We start from the raw sequence: 20368 nt of genomic DNA, 5'->3' as shown, positions 1-20368 counted from the left end.
AAATAGTCCTTTTCCCCTCCTGAAAAATTTCCATAAACGTGTAAACACAATGTGTGGATACATGCCATGTGCAACACCTACGTGTAGATATAAAAAGAGATAGTATGAAGATAAAAAATAATAAGAAACTGTTAGGGTTGGGGCTTCAGATAATTGCCTTGGGCAGTTGTTTTGAAGCTAACGCCCTTGAGACTTCCACGCCAAAGACCGCGGTAGAAATGCCGGGGTTTCAGTCAGAAGCTTGGCCATTCCAGAAAGAGCAAAGTGATGTTGTTGCGGCGGCCAAGGTGGCCGGTTACTACGCAGTTGCCAATGCCTCTTCAATGACCATTGAAATACGGGATATCTCAAAGACCGTCCTGCAAACTATAAACAGCGATGATATTCATCAGCTTCTGCCAGATATGACCCTATCACATGAGTCGCCTGTTTGCGGCATGACCTTCACCCCTTCAGGTCGTTTCCTCTACATTGCGGTATGCAACAGCCAGGCAGGCGGAGCACAAGATGCAGTACTGGCGCTGAACGTCAATACTCGCAAACTTTCTGTCTTTGAGCGTCTATCCCTTCGCTCCGAAACCGGCACTCCCCAGGCACATTATGGTATGAGCTATTTTGCTTCTAAACTGTATGTGGGCAGTGATCTCGGGGTATACCGATTAAATGCCGATCGCAATAGCGCATTCCAAGGTGGCCCATCAGCGAAACCAACTCTTATTCCCACGCCGAAGGCAGTTATAGATATCGCCCTGGATATGGTTGATACCCGCCTTTATATCCTGACGGAAGATACCGTTTACCGGCTTCCGTACAAGCAACAGAGCCTGACTAGCATGTATGAGGGAAGCAATCTTTCCAGAATCAGCTTTAGTCGGGTGTTTGGCAGTGATTCGGCTGCAGGACTTTATCTGACAAGAGACAACGATAATGACACTGAGTTTTTATTTGTCCCGCAAGATAAGGTAAGAAAACGCGCTACTTATACGCCCGAACTTCTGAATATCAGCGCGGGCAAAGTGCTGGATTTTACCACCACGGCTGACGGCAAAATTTTATACTCTGATGGTCAGGCTTTCACTTTGTCCGATTTGCTTGACGATAGACTGTCATACCAGGACTGGCTTCGCGATGAACTGGCTCAATATGTAACGGCAGTAAAAAGCCTGATTGCATCTGATGATTTTGCATCCACAAACACTTTTTCACCTGATGGCTTTTTACACCGAAAAATACAGCGAGTAGGTACTAATCCAAATACTACACCGATAGCTGATACTGTTGGTTGGGCGGTTTACCTGCTTCTTGCAGCAGACAAGGTCAACCCGGATCCAGAAATCGAACCTTTGATTGAGCTTCTTATTGAACGCCATGCAGGATTAAAAAGTGATGGTCTTGGCGGCTTAAAAACGGTTGATGGTCACTTTGTCAGACAATACGAGACTGACGGAAGTCCAAATGTGGCAAAACCTCTGCCACAAGTGTATACCAGCATGAAGTTCCTTCCTTCAGTGATCAAAGCCGCAGAGATATACCCTGAGAATGAAACAATCGCGGAAGCGAAGCGCTACCTGCAGCAGGTCTTTGTACGCTCGAGTGACACGATCCGGGCGAACCAGAGAATAACCTGGCAAGGGGACGATTTTGGGCCACTTAGAAACAATAACGGCATGGCAAATGAAACCTGGATATATGGCGACTTAGGCGCGGCTCAGGATCCACGTGCGACGTACAACTATGCCTCTTATGTCTATGATCGTGAAAATTTCAAAACCGACAACTGGCTGGAAGGCGAGCCTGTTATTTTGGCATCCCACGCAGCCTTTATTGTGATGGGAGGGACTCTCGTCCTTGAACACCATTTCGATGATCCGAAATGGAAAGCACAAAATAACAATTACTACGCCGTAACTCAGGCGGAGACAGACGATTTAGGCGCCCCATACTTTGCAGCGTTTTCTGCCGGTAACAACCCGACTCAGGAAGGGAATTACTACAATGACGGTCCATCAGATCATCCGGGAAATTACTTGCACTTCCCGGCGCTGCTAGGTTTCGGCCAGCACAATAAACTCGGAGCCATGGTCGGTGGCTATTTTGCCTACCGGGATGGCGTGCGACAAGCGATGATCAACGGCGCTGGCGGCGATGATATTACGTTGCTGACACGCTGGTCGATGGATGATCCGAACTATTTGATGGACTCTGTCGGTATCGCGGATTTTTGGTTTGGTGCTATTGGGCTGGCAGAAACCATTGCGCCAGGAACCACCGCAGAGCTCAGAAATACGTTCTACCGCCCCGATGTATCATGGGAAACAGATTTTGACGGCAATCAGGTCGTTAATTTCTCGGCCCTGACACCGCGCCATGTATTTGGTGTCAAGGAAGACGGCAGCAAGCAGTCGTTTGGTTTCCAGCGATCGCCATTTACTGTGCCGGGCGAACAGCGCTTTGCTGATTTTGCAGTTGAAGATCCTAAAGGTGACTGGGTGGAGCTAGATGATATTGTGAGTGTCAAAGAAGGTAAGGACAGCACCTTCTCCAACCCGGATTTCGAAAACGGATTACAGGGCTGGCAGTATAACGGTGATGCATTTGTAGAGATTTCAGAAGGCATTAACGGACTGGGTGTGAAAATCCATTCATCTGCCACGGGCAATTCAACATTGACCCAGGCGGTTGATCAATCTGTAGCAATGGATGGCAGCCAATACAGGGTATCAGCCTTTGTTCGTCCGGAACAGGTCACTTCAGCCCTTGGCGGTATTCGCGTCTATTGGTCCGAAGCCGGTGACAGCGAGGCAGTACTGGGCGATATTGCGAACAGTAATCTGATTGCTGCGGGTGATGCTGGTCAGCTTGTTTCGGTCGATACGATCAAGCCGGCTGGAGCCAACTATCTGCACATCGAGTATGTCGTTGAGGGAGAAACCGGACAGTCGTTTGTCTTTGACAACACTTCACTTCAGCTGTTTGGTGCCTTGGAAGAAATCGACAATGGCGATTTTGAAGATGGCAGCCGTAACTGGACATTCTCTCACGGCCAAGTCAGTGTTACCAATGACTCAAAGTTAGTTCCTGAAGGCAAGCAGGCACTTCAATTCGTGCTGTCAGGCGGGCTGAGATCGTGGCGTAGAGCCGAAACTGACATTGATATTTCGAATGATCCTGACGGTACGCGCTACATCTTTAAGGCGACATTGGGCGATCATGCCATTACCGATTCTGAATTTGAAATCATGGTTGATATCACGGATGGAAACGGCGAAATTGTGAATTGGCCGGGAGTCGGATCGATAGAGGCAGATTCTCCTGACGAGATTGCATTTACGATGCGCAAGCGTCCGGGGGAAACGAATTTCCATGTGACTTTCAGAATGCGTCAAAACAGTAATGAGAGTGTGGCGACTGATCGCGTGGTGCTCGACAACATCAAAGTCTACAAGCAAAGACTTTTCCGGGTAGAAGAGTGTACCGGATCAGTGACGGGCTGCTAGACTTGGCGTTGCTGTCTTTTCGAACAGGCATTTGCCATTAACCCTGACTCATCATCTTTTGGTGGAAGGGATAAGTATCATTGAAATAATGGATGCCCATAAACCAGATAGAGCACTTCGGTGCTCTATCTTTTTATGGCTATATTAGACGTAATGAAATCAATGCATACAAACACGGACAAGGAGATGGCACAAAGCTGTGATATCACTGTTTAAATAGCCCAAATACCCTACTTAATCAGACCAGTTTCAGTCAGCATGACTACATTTTTAAGATAGTTCTGTCTGAATCGTGTCGTGTTATTTCTCTGTTTCACACGAATTTTAACGTTTCTATTGAAATAACCACCACCACCTTCACTTCTGAATCCAATAATCATGTTATTTTCTTAAAGTAAAAGTAAAGAAATCTGGTACTACTCGCATCATTTGACGTTGTAACACACTATCCTCCTCAATTAGTTCCATCACTTATTGATAATGTCTTTTCTTACCACATCAAAAGACACGCAAGCAAAGCCATACCTATATATATCAACAACTTAAGATTGATATCAGCCAAGTATGTAAAGTAAGATCAATACCTTATTCGTGACGGCTATTTTTTGAACAACCTAAATCGAATGCAATATTTTTTTAAAAAATGTGATCTATGCTTACGTACAACTACGAATAGTTGACACCGTAAAAAGCATTGAATACTATCTATTGAAACGTTTCTACGGAAGCAGGCAACTTAGCAAAGAGAATCCTTATGGCACAGGTCAAACTGCAAAACTTAAACAAGATATACAAGAATGGCTTTCATGCGGTTCATGATGTTTGTCTAGATATTCAGGATGGTGAGTTTATGGTTCTGGTCGGCCCTTCTGGTTGCGCCAAATCCACCACTTTAAGAATGATGGCAGGGTTAGAAAGCATCACCAGTGGTGAGTTAATCATCGGCGATAAAAACTGTAACGATATCCCACCTAAAGATCGCGGTATTGCCATGGTTTTTCAAAACTATGCTCTCTATCCACATATGACAGTTAAGCAGAATTTGGCTTTTGGACTTGAAACTGCAAAAAAACCTAAGGCTGAAATTGAGAAACGCGTAGCAGAGGCTGCTCAACTGCTTGAAATGTCAGACTTGTTAGATCGAAAGCCAAGTCAATTATCCGGTGGTCAATGCCAACGTGTTGCTTTAGGTCGTGCCATGGTTCGTAAACCAGAGGTGTTCCTCTTTGATGAGCCGTTATCTAACCTTGACGCCAAACTTAGGGTATCGATGCGTATGCGTATCAGTCGTTTGCACCAGGAACTTAAGCAAAGCGAACGCCCTGCCACCATGGTTTATGTTACTCACGACCAAGTAGAAGCTTTGACCATGGGAGATCGCGTTTGCGTTCTCGACAAAGGCCAAATTATGCAGGTTGATACGCCAATGAATGTCTACCATAAACCAAAAAATAAATTTGTTGCTGAATTTATTGGTTCGCCATCAATGAATATGCTGGATGGTAAGTTGGTCAATCATGATGGCGAGATCATGGTAGAGATAAAAGATAAGCGTTTATGTTTGTCTAGGGAAAAACAAGCTTTGGTAGAAGCTTGGGTCGACAAGGAAGTTATCATTGGGTTACGACCTGAACACATTCTAATTGACGACAAAGATGCGGACATGCAAGCCTTTATTCTTGATATCGAAGAAATGGGTTCTGAATCTTTTATTTACTTTGACGTTATTGGTAAGCAACTTATATGTAAGCAAATCAACCCTGAAAAACCACTCAATAAGAATAAGATTCAAAGCATTCGTTTCAATATGGATAAATGCCATATCTTTGATAAAGAAACCGGTGAAAATATTTCACAACCTTAATGCTCTCACCATTAAAGAATTTTTTATTTGATAAACATGGGTAAACAGTTTACATGAATTTCTCAATTTCTGACTCTCATCATGTGATGACAAATGGCCATCTAAAATTGGCGTTTAATGAGCATAATACTCTTCAGAATATCAAAGCTGATAACGTTATGCTTAATTTATATGAACCTACTGAATTTGAAGTGGCACTGTCTAATATTTACTTACGAGTAAAACAGGAAGCATCAATTTCCTACACGCCACTGATGTCGTTTAACGACAATATGCGTACATTCAGAACGGCTAACGGACAAGTAGGCTGGGAAACCACAACATCTCAATTCCGCGCTAAAGTGATGGCAAGTATCGGTGTTGACACGGATACAATCTATTTCACAGCTGACATTGAAAACCTGCAATCAAGCGACATCACTTTTGACCTAATCTTTGGCCAGGATATCGCACTGGCTGATGAGGGAGCGGTAAAAAGTAATGAATGTTATGTCAGCCAGTACCTCGATCACCAAGTATTTTCTGTTGAGTCGACCGGTTATGTTGTTTGCTCTCGTCAAAACTTGCCACAAAGCACAGGGAACCCTTGGACGCAGGTCGGTTCATTCTCAAATATCGTAGGTTTCTCTACAGACGGCTACCAGTTCTTTGGTAAAAATTACCGTTTCGATAACAAGCCAGAAGCATTACTCAAGCCGAACCTTGAGAATGTAAAATACCAATTTGAAATGGGGTACATTGCACTTCAGACTGAAGACATTACTTTAAAAAGCGGCCAGACAAATCAGACGGTTTTCTATATAGAATATCAAGACCATATCGCCGATTCTAATGTCGCTGAAGCCAGCCCAGTTGCCGCTATTAAAAAGTCTTACCAGGCTCCATCTTCTGAAGCAGTCGAAGATGTGATTTTGCCTTCTTTCTTCCTCAAAGGTGACGCTATTCTAGCAGGTGAGGCTCTATCGCCTGAAGAAGTGACCAACTTCTTTGGTGATGAAAGACGCTTCGTAGAAGAAAGTGACAATGCGCTTTTATCATTCTTCTATAGCAAGAAGCCTGGAGAGAGTCGTTACGTTACTCTGCCAGCTAAAGAACGCCTGCTTGAAAGATCTACCGGTCATATGATTTCGTCCGGTAATAACCAAGACTTTGCCAATGCAGTAATGAGCTCTACACACTGCATGTACGGGGTGTTCAACTCACATATTGTTGTGGGTAATACCTCTTTCAACAAGCTGCTTGGTGTAGAAAGAACTTCACTTAACCTATTTAAGTTCAGTGGTCAGCGCATTTGGATTAAAGATGGGGATGAATACCGCAATTTAACGATGCCTTCTGCTTATGAGGTTGGTGCAAACTACTCTCGCTGGATTTATAAATACAAGCAAGGCTACATTCAAGTTACTAGCTTTAGTGCTCAAAATACACCGTCTATTCAAACGGACATTGAGCTTTTGAACCTGGAGCAGTCACTGGAAGTCATCATTACCAACCAGCTTCTTATGGGGAATAATGAGAAAGATACTAATGTTACGGTAACACGTGAAGATCGACTGATTCATGTCACCGGTGACAATCAGATGATTTCAGACACCTACCCTGAATTGGAATATCAATGGTTAGTTGACCCTGAATTAGACGAGCTGGCGGTAATCAAGTCAGATGATTCTGTTCGCTACTTGCTGCTTCAAGGACAGATCTCGAGCAAAGCCAGTATCACGATAGCTGGAGCGCTAGATTCTCAATCTCAGCATGATGTAGAGAAGTTAGACTTTGAGCTAGAAGCAAAGCATTATCAGCAGTCACAAAATAATTTGATCAATAACTTCAGCATTGATTTTGAAAACGATCATTATAATGCCGAGAAGTTAAACGATACTATTCAATGGTTTACTCATAATGCACTTGTTCATTACAGTACGCCTCATGGTCTAGAGCAGTACTCTGGAGCCGCTTGGGGAACTCGAGATGTTTCTCAGGGGCCATTTGAGTTCTTCATGTCAATGCAACATTACGATAAAGCCGTTGATCTGCTTAAGAATATCTATAGTCATCAGCATATTGAAACGGGCACATGGCCACAGTGGTTTATGTTCGATAAATACAGCAAGGTTCAGCAAGAGGATTGCCATGGAGACATTGTTGTTTGGCCTTTGAAAGCAATTGCTGATTACATTACTGCGACGGGCGATTTGGATATTCTGAACGCAACCGTCCCGTATACCAGTATTGAAAGTGGCTTCGAATTTACAACTGAAAGTTATACTGTATTCGCGCACGTTCAGCGCCAGGTAAAACACATTATCGATAACTTAATTCCGGGCACACACCTATCTTGTTACGGTGACGGTGACTGGGATGATACGCTGCAGCCTGCGAATCAAGCGCTTCGTGAAAACATGGTAAGTGGCTGGACAATTCCTCTTACGCTTCAGGCATTAAAAACCTTGAGCGGTGCACTGGATGGTCAGGAGACATACAACGATTTTGTCGCCAAAATCCAGGATCTTACCGAGAAGATGGAAGCTGACTACCACCGTTTGCTCATTAAAGACGGCGTGATTGCTGGCTTTATCCACCTCGCAGATAAAGACGTTGAGCAAGTTGAATACTTGTTACACCCTTCTGATGTAAAGACTGGGATCAAATACCGTCTGTTGCCGGCTTCACGCTCTATCATCTCTGAAACGTTTGATAAAGAAATGGCCGAATCCCATATGGAGATCATCAATCAACACTTAGTTCATCCTGACGGTGTACGATTGATGGAGCGTATGGCCGAGTATAACGCAGGTAAGCAAAGTTACTTTAAGCGCGCTGAGCTAGCTGCGAACCTGGGACGAGAAGTGGGTTTACAGTATTGCCATGCACACATTCGCTTTATTGAAGCACTTTGTAAAATGGGTAAAGCCGATGAAGTTTATGACAATCTTTATAAGATTGTTCCAGTTGGTATTCAAAAATCCGTACCGAATGCAGAAGTGCGTCAGTCTAACGCTTATTTCTCAAGCTCTGATGGTAAATTTAACGACCGTTATGAAGCATACGATAACTTTGACAAACTGAAATCAGGTGAAGTTGAAGTTAAAGGTGGTTGGAGAATTTACTCTAGTGGCCCTGGTATTTACATCAACCAGGTTATCAGCAGCGTCTTAGGTATTCGCTATCACAATGAATCTTTGGTGCTGGACCCGATTATTTCTAAGTCCCTAGGTAAGGTTACTTTGAATTTCAGCTTGTATGGTAAACCATGCCAACTAGTGATTAATCCGGAAGAAGGGTGCTTTACACCTAAACGTGTCGAGTTAAATGGCCAGAACTTAGCCATGACAAACATGAGCAACACTTATCGAACCGGTGGTGTATTAATTGAAAAATCTCTACTGGATAGCCTGTTAGGTAACGACCAGAACACATTAGAAATCTGGCTGTAAACCGCCCCCTTCTACCTGGTTTTTTTATAAAATCATCCAGGTAGAAAGGTATCAATGAGTTAGGTTGAAGTTAACCTAACTACTTTGAATATAGAATAAATTTTCATTTCTACCGTTTATAGAAACGTTTTACAGATTCGGCTATAATCACTCTTTTACATTTCGAGTCAGTTTTGATGGATGGTTTGAAATGAAGCAGACAAACGTAGCATGTAATCAAGGGAGGTATTCGTTATGAGACCTACAATTAAAGATGTAGCCAAAGAAGCTAATGTTTCTATTTCCACTGTATCTTACGCAGTAAACAACAGTGATCGTATAAGTGAAAAAACCCGCCTACACGTGTTAGAGGTAGCCAAAAGACTGAATTATGCGGCCAATAGCAATGCAAAGCGGCTGAGACAAAAAAATACTGGAGCCATCGGTATCTTTTTCAACTCTTGGTTTGGACCGATTTACAGCGAACTAATCCAGGGAATTGAAAAGAAAGTGCATGAAATGGGTTATGACTTAATTGCATGCAGCCTTTTCGGTGGGCCTGAATCTACAGCCCATAAATACCTTAAAGACCATATGATTGATGGTGCAATCATATTGAGTAACTCGTTCGATGATGAGTTTCTGACAGCTGCTGCTAACAAAAATCAACCATTCGTTGTTCTCGATCGTGAAATTAACGCCCCCCATATTTACAGCATATTGATTGATAACTTTGGTGGCGGTTTTGCAGCAACTAAATCTTTAATAAACAGTGGCTGTAAAGAAATTTATTACTTTAGTGGTCCAGAAGATTCATACGATAACCAAAAACGCCTAGATGGATATATTGCGGCATTAGGATTCTTTAAAATCAAGTTTAGTCAGGATTTTATTATTCACTCTGACTTCACGGAAAAAGATGCCTATGAAAAAATGAACGCCCTTTTGGCTCAAGGTATTAAACCCAAGGCAATTTTCTCGGGTAACGATGAAATGGCTATCGGGATTTTGAGAGCGGCGAGAGAGCATAATATTTCAATTCCTGATGAACTTAAAATAATCGGTTTTGATAATATTCGCGAGTCTGAGAGAACGGCTCCCGCATTAAGTACGGTTACACATCAAAAGTTTGAAATGGGAGTTAAAGCCGCAGAAGTATTATTTGATGCTATGAATGGTGAAGAGGATATTGAACCAATGACAATGTTGCCTACTAAGTTAGTAGAAAGAGAAACGTTATAGTTTTAGCGTGAGTTGGGTTCCTTATGTTTTTCATTGAATTAAGTAGTATTGAGAACAGTTTTTAAACGTTATTGTTTATTTAGTATTATTTTTTTGGGGTTTTACTAATGTAACTCCCCACAGTTATTATCAAGGAAAACTAGATGTACAAGTGGTTAACAATAGGCTTAATTGCCTTCACGTTCTCTGCGCAGGCAAAGGAACGGATAGAATTTATGGTTTCATCTGGCGATCAGATGGCCTTTGTTAATGAGGTTATTAAGCCAGAATATGAACGTCGCTACTCGGATGTAGAACTTGTATTAACTAATGATGGTAACCTTGAAACCCGTATGGCTGCAGGGGATTATCCGAATGTTTATGCAGGAATATTCGGATATATGGTGGCCCGCTATGCCAAACTGGGGCGATTAACTTACCTTGATGATTTTACTGGTTTTGATGAGTTAAAAAGTAAAATTGACCCTCAGTTCATGAGTAATAACTTTGGCCGTTCTTACTACATCCCCTGGCATGCCACCACCCAGATGATGATTTATAACAAGGATTTGTTCAGAGAGGCAGGCTTAAACCCAGATACGCCGCCAGAAACTTGGGATGAGTTGCTTGTCGCGGCTGAAAAAATCAGCAATTTACCTGCACGAGATAATGGAACAAAAGTACATGGTGTTGCCCTTTGGAATGATGCATTAGCAGGGGGAAGTTGGTACTGGAATATGCTGTCGCAAATTTATTACAACTTTAATGACGGAAAATACCAGCTACTAAACCGCTATGGTACTCATCCAGTCTTCGATAAACCAGAAGCTGGAATGGTAGAGTTTTTAGAAGTGATGAAGAAAGTTCAACAATTCGCCCCGTTGACGATGGAACAAAATTTCTTCTCGAGAACAATTGGTATGTGGCCACAGTACGGAATCGCCTGGCAAGTAAATCTTCAAGATGCTGCCGGATCTCCTATGGTCATTGGCGAAGATGTTGGCATTGCTCCTATCCCAAGTCGACATAAAGGTGGTGTGCACTACTCAAACTTAGATGGTCGCGCCCTAATGGTATTTAAAAATACCAAACTTGTAGAAGAGCGCAGCTGGCAGCTGATTGAGCTTCTTATGGAAGATGATTTCAACTTAAAAGCAAATATGGCTTTGCAAAACTTGCCAACGCTGACGTCACTCCAAGATCATCCATATTTTCAGACACCGGATGTGAAACCTTTTGTTGAGCAGTTACAGAATACGGTGATGAACGAGTCTTCTGTGTATGTTTCAGAAGTATCAAACATTATTCTTAATTATTACTCACAATCCGTCATTATGAATAAAGTAACACCACAAGAAGCAGTTACCAAGGCAGGTGAGGAAGCTAAATTGATAATGAGAAATTAAATCAGTTAATTTTCATCTTGATTTTATAACATCGTATTTAGAACGATAGTTATTAGTTTTCTACATATTTTTTAATGGGACAATAGTCATGAATTTTAAACGTTATTGGGTTTCCTATCTTTTTATGATGCCCTGGATTGCCTATTTCTTAGTGTTTATGATGTACCCTTTTTTCTTGTCTCTTGAAAACAGCTTTCTGGATATAAATATATTAAACCCAGAAAACACTAAGTTTGTCGGCATGGGAAACTGGGTAACCGCGATTACTGATTATAAATTTTGGAAGTCTATTTTTAACGTATTCTTCAATCAGATTATTTTTATTAGTCTTAGCTTTGTGATTGCAATTGCAGCAGCATTAATGCTGAATGAAATTACTTTTTTATCAGGTTTATTTAGAACCATTCTTTTTATACCTGTAGTGACATCCGTTACCGTTGCAATGGTGATTTTCGATTTCCTTGCTGGCCCTACCGGCCCGATACAAAATATGATGGTTGATCTAGATCTGATTAACTCACCTGTTTTTTGGAAGTTTGAAGAATGGCTGCCAATGCCTGTCATTGCGGTGTTCAGTTCTTGGAAGTGGTTCGGTGTCCAGATGATCATTTTCTTGGGTGGTATTGCCAGCGTTAACAAATCACTGTTGGAAGCCGCAGATATTGATGGGGCAAGTTGGTGGCGAAAAGTCACTAAAATCACCCTGCCACTAATCAAGCCTCAAATCGTCTTTGTACTTACGATTAACGTAATTAACGGCTTGCAGATGTTTACCGAAGTCTTTATGAACTTTGACTTACAGGGTGGCCCACATAACTCAGCATTGACGCCTGTTTTGCATCTTTATCAGATTGGTTTCGAACAGATGAAGATGGGTGAAGCTTCTACTGCGGGTCTATTGTTGACTCTAGTGATCTTCACATTAACCACACTACAGCTAAAAATCACCAATGGTGGAGACGACAAATGAATGGCATAAAAGGTAATAACAAATGGCTGATTTATGCGGGATTAATGGCCGCCAGTGCGATAGTGCTATATCCATTTTTCTTTATGATTATAAATTCGTTTAAATCCGGCTCTGAGATCATGCATGCTCCGAATGCACTGCCTAAAGCTTGGTCGCTTAAGGGGTATATAGAGGTATTTGAAAGCATAAATCTATTCCGTATTTTCTTTAATACCATTTTTGTTTCCGTTTCGGTGATGGTACTAAATTGCTTGTTATCAGCAATGGTTGCTTTTGCAATTGCCAAAACGAATATGCCAAATCGGGACTTATGGCTTAGATTGATCCTATCTTCGATGATGGTTCCTGCTATTTTATTCACGATCCCCGTCTACATGATGATGTATGATTGGGGTTGGGTAAATACTTACCGGGTACTTATCATACCGGGTGCGATCAGTGCTTATAACATTTTCCTCCTTTATCAATTTATGAAGCAAATTGATAAAGCATACCTTGAAGCAGCAAGAATTGATGGTGCTAGCGAGTTCCGAATCTTTTTCAAGGTAGTGCTACCGATGATGAGACCCGCTTTGGCTACAGTTGGTATTCTGACCTTTATGGGGGCATGGAATGATTTTATGGGGCCTTTACTATATATCCGTGATGACTCCATGCTGACGCTGCAAATGGCACTCTTTAAATTTCAGCAAGATATTCCTGCCGGAAATCTGGAACAAGTTTGGGCTATAACCACTATGATTGCCGTACCCGTTGTTTTTGCTTTCTTTTTTATGCAGAAGAACTTTATTAAGGCATTTACAGGCGTGGGAGTTAAATAATGAGTACATTAAAAAAATTATCTTTCCTTTTCCTGTTTGTACTTTTTACTTATTGTTCTGCCTGGGTGAAAGTCTACTTTCAATCGAGTGACTATTATGAGTACGCTCAACAACAGAAAGATAGCGGTAACCTAACGTATGCACTAAAAGGCATGAATAAGTTAGAGCTTAGAATTGAAGACAAGTACTCAGGTGGTTACCAACAAGTTATTGAAACCTGGGAATCCAGCCTAGTTGGCCTGAAGCCAGATTTTTATGAAAAGGCGCTTGAAGAATCTAAGCTCGTTATTCCTTTGCTAACAGAAGAGCAATTATTATCTTTTATTGAGATATATGTACAACTTGATACCAGATACGTACCTGATGCTGCCTTGGAGCTATTGAATCGTTCTAAAATGAATGGGAATACAAAACTAGCACAAGAAATGGATGAATTCTTAAAAGAAGCATTTCCAGATTATCAATACCAAAGCTAGTTTTTAGCGCCACCGATATATCCCCCTTTTAATAATGCCGTCGCCTCTCTGTAATAATGAGGCCGGCATTTTTTACATCAAGATCTCCCGTTGGAAACCATTAAACCTTCGGGGGCTCTATACTGCCGGAGAAGATTATGACTCTTCCATATCAGAACAAACAGTTGTCCATTGAAGAACGCGTATCCGATTTGTTATCCCGTATGACCATCGAAGAGAAAATTGGTCAGCTTTGTCAAACACCAATGTTGGACTACGACACAAGAAGTGAATGTTATCTTGTTGGCATGCGCCAAGGTCGTTGGGGCTCAAGAATCCTTGCCGATACTGCGTGGGCGGGAAATGCACCGGGAGAATCTATTAATCCCAAGCAACTGAATGAAATTCAAAAAGCTGCCGTTGAAGAAAGTCGTTTAGGAATACCAATCATAATTGCCCGAGATGTAATTTATGGTCAACAAACGGTATTACCGATCCCCCTAGCCCAAGCCGCTTCATGGAACCCAGAGCAAGTTGAAAAATCTTATCGCTGCATTGCTAAAGAAGCGGCTTCATTAGGTATCCATTGGACCTTTGCTCCCATGCTGGACATTGTTCGCGACCCTCGCTGGGGACGTGTTATCGAAAGCAGTGGCGAAGACCCGTATTTAACCAGCCAATTTGCTCAAGCAGTCGTAAAAGGCTTCCAGGGGGATGACCCTTCCAATGAAGACTCACTAATAGCGTGTGCTAAACACTTTGTGGGTTATGGTGCCTCAGAAGGTGGACGAGACTACGATACCACCGAGATATCAGACAATACGCTGCATAATGTGTATTTGCCGCCATTTACAGCAGCTATTGACGCTGGTGTGTGTACTGTCATGTCAGGTTTTAATGACTTAGGTGGAACTCCCGTTTCTGGTAGTAAAGAATTGATCCAAGGTTGGCTGAAAACCGATCAATGCTTCGATGGAATGGTGGTCAGCGACTGGGGTTCTATTTCAGATTTAGCGTATTTTGGGGTTGTAAATGATGCCGATGGTGCCGCAGCTAAAGCACTGGAAGCCGGTGTAGATATGGCGATGACCAATGAAGCTTATGAAAATCACCTTCAAAAGCTATTAGAAAATAATAACATTAGTATCGAACAAATTGACCAAGCCGTTCAGCGCGTTTTACGTACTAAATTTCGTGCTGGTTTATTCGAGCATCCATACGTAGACGAGACTAGGCATAAGGCTGTTTTGCGTCATCCAGTTCATGTCGCTGAAGCATTAAAGCTCGCTGAACAGAGTATGGTACTGCTAAAGAATACGAACAATGTTCTACCACTGCCTAAACAGGCGATGACGATAGCTGTTATTGGCCCTCATGCTCATACGAAACGTCAACACCTTGGGTCGTGGTGTTTAGATGGCCGGGCTCAAGACGTCACCAGCATTTTTGAAGGGATAAATGCGATTGCAGAAAAAGCCGGGGTTGATATTGATGTAATCACTGAAGAGGCATCTTTCAGTGATGAGATGGTCGAGTGCGCTCGCCGAGCTGATGTCGTTATTCTCTGTACCGGCGAAAGTCACCGAAGAACCGGTGAAGCCCGCAACATTGCAGAACTAACGTTACCAGCAGGACAAGAAGAATTGATTTCAGCCATTGGCATAGTCGGCAAACCTCTTGTTGTTGTCCAATGCACCGGCCGACCTGTGCCCTCTATGGCTACTGAACTCTACGCTGATGCACTATTGTATGCCTGGCAATCAGGAACTGAAACCGGCCGAGCCGTTGCCCGCTTGCTATTTGGTGAGGTTTCACCATCTGGCCGCCTGCCAATATCTGTTCCACGTTCCACAGGACAGATCCCAATTTATTACGCCCGCAAACCGCTTGGTAAGATGCGTGATTTTCAAGATTACCTCCCTTACAAAGATCAGAGTGAAACCCCGCTTTATCCATTTGGTTTTGGTTTAACTTACAGTCAGTTTAGCTACCATGATTTCGAGGTTTCATCTGCTGAGTTGGAGATAGGTAGCACTCAACAGGTGAAAGTACGAATAACTAACGAAGGTCAGCGAGTGGCAACGGAAGTAGTACAGTGCTTTATTCGCCAAATGGTCGCGAGCACTACCCGTCCGCAAAAAGAACTGAAAGATTTTAAACGTGTCACTTTGAAACCAGGTGAAAGCCAAGACGTTGTGATGACGTTAACACCAGAGAAACTTGCTTTCTATGGCGAAGATAAGTGTTTTGCCCAACAAGCTTCAACCATTGAAGTTTATGTGGGTAGTGACTGTACCACGACGCTAAAACGCACTTTTGATTTGGTCTCTTAATGAGTCCTGTTTTCAACAAATAACGTCATTGAAATCTGAAGCTCAAGAGATTTATTGCCATGGTTAAACAAAACAATAACGTCAAAAAGCGTCCAAACATCATTTACATCATGTCTGATGATCATGCACTAAGAGCCATCAGTGCTTATCAGAGTGATATTGCTCATTTGGCACCAACGCCTAATATTGATCGTCTCGCTCGCAACGGCGCGCGCTTTGATAACTCTTTCGTTACCAATTCACTGTGCGGTCCGTCCCGAGCCGCAATGTTAACGGGTAAGTTTGGTCATAAGAATGGCTTTAATCACAATGGCCAGTTGTTCGATGGACATCAGGTGGTGTGGCCTCGTTTATTAAAAAATCATGGCTACACAACAGCTTGCATTGGAAAGTGGCATATCAATTTAACGCCTGATGGTATTGATTTTGACCACTGGGAAATACTCAATGATCAGGGCGAATATTACAACCCTGACTTTATTACGGCGAACGGAGTCAAGCGCGAAGAGGGCTACACAACAGAGCTTATTACTCAAAAAACCTTAAACTGGCTTGATGAGCAACAGGGTAACGATAATCCTTTTGCTTTGTTAATGCATCATAAGGCTCCCCACCGTAATTGGATGCCAGCTCCGCAACATACGCGTGCTTTTGAGGATACCACCTTCCCTATTCCTGAGAACTACTTTGATACTTACGAGGGTCGCGTGGCAGCGTCGCTGCAAACCATGACAATCTATCGTGATGCTCAAGAGGGACATGATCTTAAAATGACAACCGGTGTTGGGGAAACCGAATGGCGTGAAGACATTTGGCCATTCCTATTAGCTCGATTAACACCAGAACAGCGCAAAGAGTGGGACTTGGCTTACCAAGCCCGTAATGACGAGATGAACGCCAATGAAGCCAATTGGACAGACGAAGAAATGGCTATTTGGAAGTATCAACGTTATCTCCAGGATTACCTGGCTACGATTATTTCAGTTGATGAGTCAGTAGGCGCAGTATTAGATTACCTCGAAGCGCATGGAATGGCGGAAAATACCATTGTTGTCTATACCTCTGATCAAGGTTTTTACATGGGTGAACACGGCTGGTTTGATAAGCGTTTTATGTATGAAGAGTCTTTCCGGGCTCCGCTTCTCATACAATACCCGGCCCAAATTGCCCCAGGTACTGTGGTTAACCAACTGGTTCAAAACATCGATTACGCCCCTACTTTTCTGGAGTATGCAGGTGTGACCATTCCTGAAGAAATTCAGGGCGAATCTATGGTTCCTTTACTCAGTGGCGATAGTCCCGAGGACTGGCGTACCTCACTTTACTACCATTTTTACGAGTACCCTGCGATGCATGATGTCTGTCGCCATTATGGTGTGCGTGATACGCGCTATAAACTGATGCACTTCTATTATCAGATCGACGAATGGGAATTTTACGATTTGCAGGAAGATCCAGCCGAGATGAATAACGCAATCAATGATCCGCGCTATACCGGTGAAATTAAGAGACTAAAAGAAGAAATCAAAAAGCTGGAGAAACAATACGACGTTCCGCCAATGGCAGAATGGGCTAGCGCACCTCTTAACTATAGCCCTGCTCCGACATTACAAGAGCTGTACCCTGAAAGTTATCTTATTGCGGAACATTAACGACTGAAAACAACGCTCACTAGCGCAATAGAATTGCGCTAGTGAGCGCGTTATGTATATTGCTTAATTTAAATTTGTTATTGCCAGAAATGAGTTATCCGACTTGAGGAAAATCAAATTAAGTGTGGCACCTCGATACTATCAGGCACTCCAAGTATATAAATCCAAGTGGAGTAACAGTAATGCTGATAGAGACATTAGTTATCTAATATAATCTTGATAAGGAAGAAGAATGAAAATCGTAAAATTACAAGTAAAACAAGGCCTAGAAAAGAAAGAGGTATTCAAAAATGCTCTTGGAACTGGTTTAGACAAGAAGAAAGTGTCAAAATATCTCGCGAATTTCCCCGATAAAGATTTATCAGGAAAATACAATAGAGCGAATAACATTCTGATTGCTCTTTACTCAGTAATGTCTCTATTTGGTATAATTGTAACTATTGGCCTCGTTTCTGATCTTCCCACTATTGCCATTGCTGGTTTACTGATTTTTGGAATACTATTCCCTGGGTTCATTATATACTGCATACACAAGAAATATGCCACTGGTTATTTGATTCTTTCGTTTATCCTCTTTCAAGGTATAATTGACTCCCTCAAGGATCTTGAGACAGATCCTACAGGTGTTTGGATTGGTGTAAGTATTAGCCTCTTGTTACTTGCATATGTGGTTATATTGAAAAAGAAACTATTTCCCTATCAAAACTTCCTTAATTTCAGAAAAAACGAAGACGGTGTTTATATCTATTCTAAAGATATGACTAGTCAAGGTTCTCAGACTCATTAAAATGTATTTGTGTTTGAGGTGTGAATATATTGCTTAATGCGAGTTAGATTTATAAAACAAAACTTAAATATTTTATTTTAAATTTTCAACTTAATACAGGGTCATTATGAAACTTAAGATGATATTAGCAGTAGCTGCTGCTATTGCTTTAACCGGTTGTACAATTGCCCCAACAATAAGCCAAGAAGAGATTGACCTTGCAAAAAAACATCTTCATTCAAAAAATGCATTGGAAAGTTATATAGTAAATTATGCAGATGGTGATTATCATAAAGCTTGGGCGCGCTCTAAAACAGGAAGAGCGGCATGGGCTATACAGAGGTTTTCGCAAGAAGATGCTATTGAGCATGCGTTGACTATATGTAGAAGTGGCAATGAAAAGTACGAAAAGAAATATCCCTGCAAAATTATTAACCTTGATGATGAGTGGTTATAATAGCAAAAAGGCAGAGGTGAATATCCTCTGCCTTTTTAATTAGTACCTAAACACAATGAGGCTGATTAATTGAAACAGCCAAAGTCCGTCATCCCAGAAACCGCCAAGCACTGAACTTGCAGGCTTTATCAAAACTCATCTGGCGGTTATCAGGGATCCATCATGCACGGCTGGTTCAGTGGACTGTGGATCCCGGATATCTCGTACCTCGATTCCGGGATGACATGTTTAGGAACTTCAACTCTTCATAATTTATGTGAAAGGGTACTAATTCACGAATGCTGGAATAATGATATTTGCGAAATGCTGGATCGGATGGTTATTTGCATAATAGCTGGTAAATACAGCGCTGAGATCAAGCTCCGGTACCATAAAGATAAACTGGCCACCAGCACCACGAGCAGAACGAACACGGTAGTTCTTCCCATTCACCTCTACGTCATTACTCCACCACAGGTAACCGTAACTGCTCGGCTTATCCTCATTAACATGAACGGCTGTGGCACGCTCTATCCAGTCTTTTGACAACACTTGAGTACCGTTGTAATTACCGTAGTTCATTGTCATCAGCCCAATCTTGAGCATATCACGAGAGGTAAGCCCCATACCGGCTGCCCCTTTATCCAGACCGCACGACGACTTCTCAAATCGATAGTTATCAATGTCCATTGGTGCAAAGAGGTATTTAGCTGCAGCCTCTTTAAGCGTCATCCCGGTAGTATTGTGAAGAATGTGAACCAGTAGATCGACATTTGTGCCGTCGTACTTGTAAACCTTACTCGCAGTGATCGGCTTGGTATTAACTAAATACAGTTCTGCATGATTGTCTTTAGTGATTGTTTCTTTCTGCTTTGGTGCCTTGAAACGGATACCCGAGTTCATGGTCAGCAGATCTTTGATAGTCAGTGAATCAACGCCCCTCGCAACCTTTGAGCGATCAACTTCCGGAAGATAATCTAAAATGCGATCATTTTCGCTACCGATTTTACCAAGCTCGACAGCCTTTCCGATACAGTGTGCCACGATGCTCTTGGTGATCGACATCTGGTAGTGCAGTTTATCCTGGCGGGCATCGGCAAAGTATTCTTCCAAGACCAGCTTGCCGTCTTTGGCTATCAATACACTGTCGATATTGCCAAGTACCCTTTTCTTCCCCTTCCCTTTCTTGAACTGGACATCCTTCCCGATACGGAACTTTTGATTCTTTTCTTCAATCTCGTTAAGGAAAGTCATTATCTCATCAAGATCGCCATACTTGCGGGCATCATCGACCTCAAGACCGTCATTAATGGCTAGAGGAACCGTATAATTAATTTCGCCCCGAATGGCAAACTGAGTCCGGTCGACAAAAGGGAGCTTAGATGGGATATTTAGCGTCGTAACTTCCGGAGCCGTCCCGTCACTTTCCTTGGCGTAAGCAGGTTGAAGCAAGCTTCCTATCAGCACCGACAGTGATAATACTCCGGCACCTAATGTAATAAACTGCGGTTTCATTCTCTAACATTCCTTTATT

Annotated in this window: 13 protein-coding genes; 12 read left to right on the top strand and 1 reads right to left on the bottom strand. The window is 42.4% G+C overall.

Annotated elements, in window-relative coordinates:
- Positions 1–104 precede the first annotated feature (104 nt).
- The 12 genes from L4D76_RS09860 (at position 105) to L4D76_RS09805 (ending at position 18855) form a co-directional block, all read left to right on the top strand.
- Positions 105–3497, top strand: a complete 3393-nt coding sequence (locus tag L4D76_RS09860; protein ID WP_428440735.1) for a hypothetical protein — start codon at positions 105–107, stop codon at positions 3495–3497.
- A 754-nt stretch (positions 3498–4251) separates the two neighbouring features.
- Complete coding sequence (locus L4D76_RS09855) at positions 4252–5361, top strand: ABC transporter ATP-binding protein (RefSeq protein ID WP_428440734.1); 1110 nt, start codon at positions 4252–4254, stop codon at positions 5359–5361.
- Between the two features lie 53 nt (positions 5362–5414).
- Entirely contained in the window at positions 5415–8795 is a 3381-nt protein-coding gene (locus L4D76_RS09850) for a GH36-type glycosyl hydrolase domain-containing protein (protein ID WP_428440733.1), read from the top strand.
- A gap of 234 nt (positions 8796–9029) precedes the next feature.
- Positions 9030–10016, top strand: coding sequence for a LacI family DNA-binding transcriptional regulator (locus L4D76_RS09845; RefSeq protein ID WP_428440732.1), 987 nt, complete (start codon positions 9030–9032; stop codon positions 10014–10016).
- Between the two features lie 143 nt (positions 10017–10159).
- The gene (locus L4D76_RS09840) at positions 10160–11401 is read left to right on the top strand and encodes an extracellular solute-binding protein (RefSeq protein WP_428440731.1); all 1242 of its coding nucleotides are present in this window, start codon (positions 10160–10162) and stop codon (positions 11399–11401) included.
- A gap of 88 nt (positions 11402–11489) precedes the next feature.
- Positions 11490–12371: a carbohydrate ABC transporter permease gene (locus L4D76_RS09835; protein ID WP_428440730.1), complete on the top strand. Its 882-nt coding sequence runs from the start codon at positions 11490–11492 to the stop codon at positions 12369–12371.
- Complete coding sequence (locus L4D76_RS09830) at positions 12368–13192, top strand: carbohydrate ABC transporter permease (protein ID WP_428440729.1); 825 nt, start codon at positions 12368–12370, stop codon at positions 13190–13192. Before L4D76_RS09835 ends, L4D76_RS09830 begins: the two co-directional genes overlap by 4 nt.
- A complete protein-coding gene (locus L4D76_RS09825) occupies positions 13192–13668 on the top strand; it encodes a hypothetical protein (protein WP_428440728.1) in 477 nt (158 codons plus the stop codon). The genes L4D76_RS09830 and L4D76_RS09825 overlap by 1 nt, the downstream gene beginning before the upstream one ends.
- A gap of 137 nt (positions 13669–13805) precedes the next feature.
- Positions 13806–15980: a glycoside hydrolase family 3 N-terminal domain-containing protein gene (locus L4D76_RS09820; RefSeq protein WP_428440727.1), complete on the top strand. Its 2175-nt coding sequence runs from the start codon at positions 13806–13808 to the stop codon at positions 15978–15980.
- Between the two features lie 59 nt (positions 15981–16039).
- Complete coding sequence (locus tag L4D76_RS09815; protein ID WP_428440726.1) at positions 16040–17632, top strand: sulfatase family protein; 1593 nt, start codon at positions 16040–16042, stop codon at positions 17630–17632.
- Positions 17633–17864: 232 nt separating this feature from the next.
- On the top strand, positions 17865–18419 hold the full coding sequence (locus tag L4D76_RS09810; protein ID WP_428440725.1) for a hypothetical protein: 555 nt from the start codon (positions 17865–17867) through the stop codon (positions 18417–18419).
- A 106-nt stretch (positions 18420–18525) separates the two neighbouring features.
- Entirely contained in the window at positions 18526–18855 is a 330-nt protein-coding gene (locus L4D76_RS09805) for a hypothetical protein (RefSeq protein WP_428440724.1), read from the top strand.
- Positions 18856–19122: 267 nt separating this feature from the next.
- On the opposite strand, the gene L4D76_RS09800 is transcribed toward L4D76_RS09805, so the two are convergent.
- Complete coding sequence (locus L4D76_RS09800; RefSeq protein ID WP_428440723.1) at positions 19123–20349, bottom strand: serine hydrolase domain-containing protein; 1227 nt, start codon at positions 20347–20349, stop codon at positions 19123–19125.
- Between the last annotated feature and the right edge of the window lie 19 nt (positions 20350–20368).

This window comes from Photobacterium sagamiensis, from assembly GCF_050337085.1.
In the GTDB taxonomy this organism is placed as follows: Bacteria; Pseudomonadota; Gammaproteobacteria; order Enterobacterales; family Vibrionaceae; genus Photobacterium; species Photobacterium sagamiensis.
Note: the sequence above shows the minus strand (reverse complement) of the source record. Positions and strands in the feature narration are given on the sequence as shown.

Excerpts from the sequence above, each read along its gene's own strand:
- L4D76_RS09855 (WP_428440734.1), top strand. The coding sequence starts at position 4,252 with ATGGCACAGGTCAAACTGCAAAACTTAAACAAGATATACAAGAATGGC.
- L4D76_RS09830 (WP_428440729.1), top strand. The coding sequence starts at position 12,368 with ATGAATGGCATAAAAGGTAATAACAAATGGCTGATTTATGCGGGATTA.
- L4D76_RS09800 (WP_428440723.1), bottom strand. The coding sequence starts at position 20,349 with ATGAAACCGCAGTTTATTACATTAGGTGCCGGAGTATTATCACTGTCG.
- L4D76_RS09860 (WP_428440735.1), top strand. The coding sequence starts at position 105 with ATGAAGATAAAAAATAATAAGAAACTGTTAGGGTTGGGGCTTCAGATA.
- L4D76_RS09805 (WP_428440724.1), top strand. The coding sequence starts at position 18,526 with ATGAAACTTAAGATGATATTAGCAGTAGCTGCTGCTATTGCTTTAACC.
- L4D76_RS09835 (WP_428440730.1), top strand. The coding sequence starts at position 11,490 with ATGAATTTTAAACGTTATTGGGTTTCCTATCTTTTTATGATGCCCTGG.
- L4D76_RS09820 (WP_428440727.1), top strand. The coding sequence starts at position 13,806 with ATGACTCTTCCATATCAGAACAAACAGTTGTCCATTGAAGAACGCGTA.
- L4D76_RS09810 (WP_428440725.1), top strand. The coding sequence starts at position 17,865 with ATGAAAATCGTAAAATTACAAGTAAAACAAGGCCTAGAAAAGAAAGAG.
- L4D76_RS09845 (WP_428440732.1), top strand. The coding sequence starts at position 9,030 with ATGAGACCTACAATTAAAGATGTAGCCAAAGAAGCTAATGTTTCTATT.
- L4D76_RS09815 (WP_428440726.1), top strand. The coding sequence starts at position 16,040 with ATGGTTAAACAAAACAATAACGTCAAAAAGCGTCCAAACATCATTTAC.
- L4D76_RS09850 (WP_428440733.1), top strand. The coding sequence starts at position 5,415 with ATGAATTTCTCAATTTCTGACTCTCATCATGTGATGACAAATGGCCAT.
- L4D76_RS09825 (WP_428440728.1), top strand. The coding sequence starts at position 13,192 with ATGAGTACATTAAAAAAATTATCTTTCCTTTTCCTGTTTGTACTTTTT.
- L4D76_RS09840 (WP_428440731.1), top strand. The coding sequence starts at position 10,160 with ATGTACAAGTGGTTAACAATAGGCTTAATTGCCTTCACGTTCTCTGCG.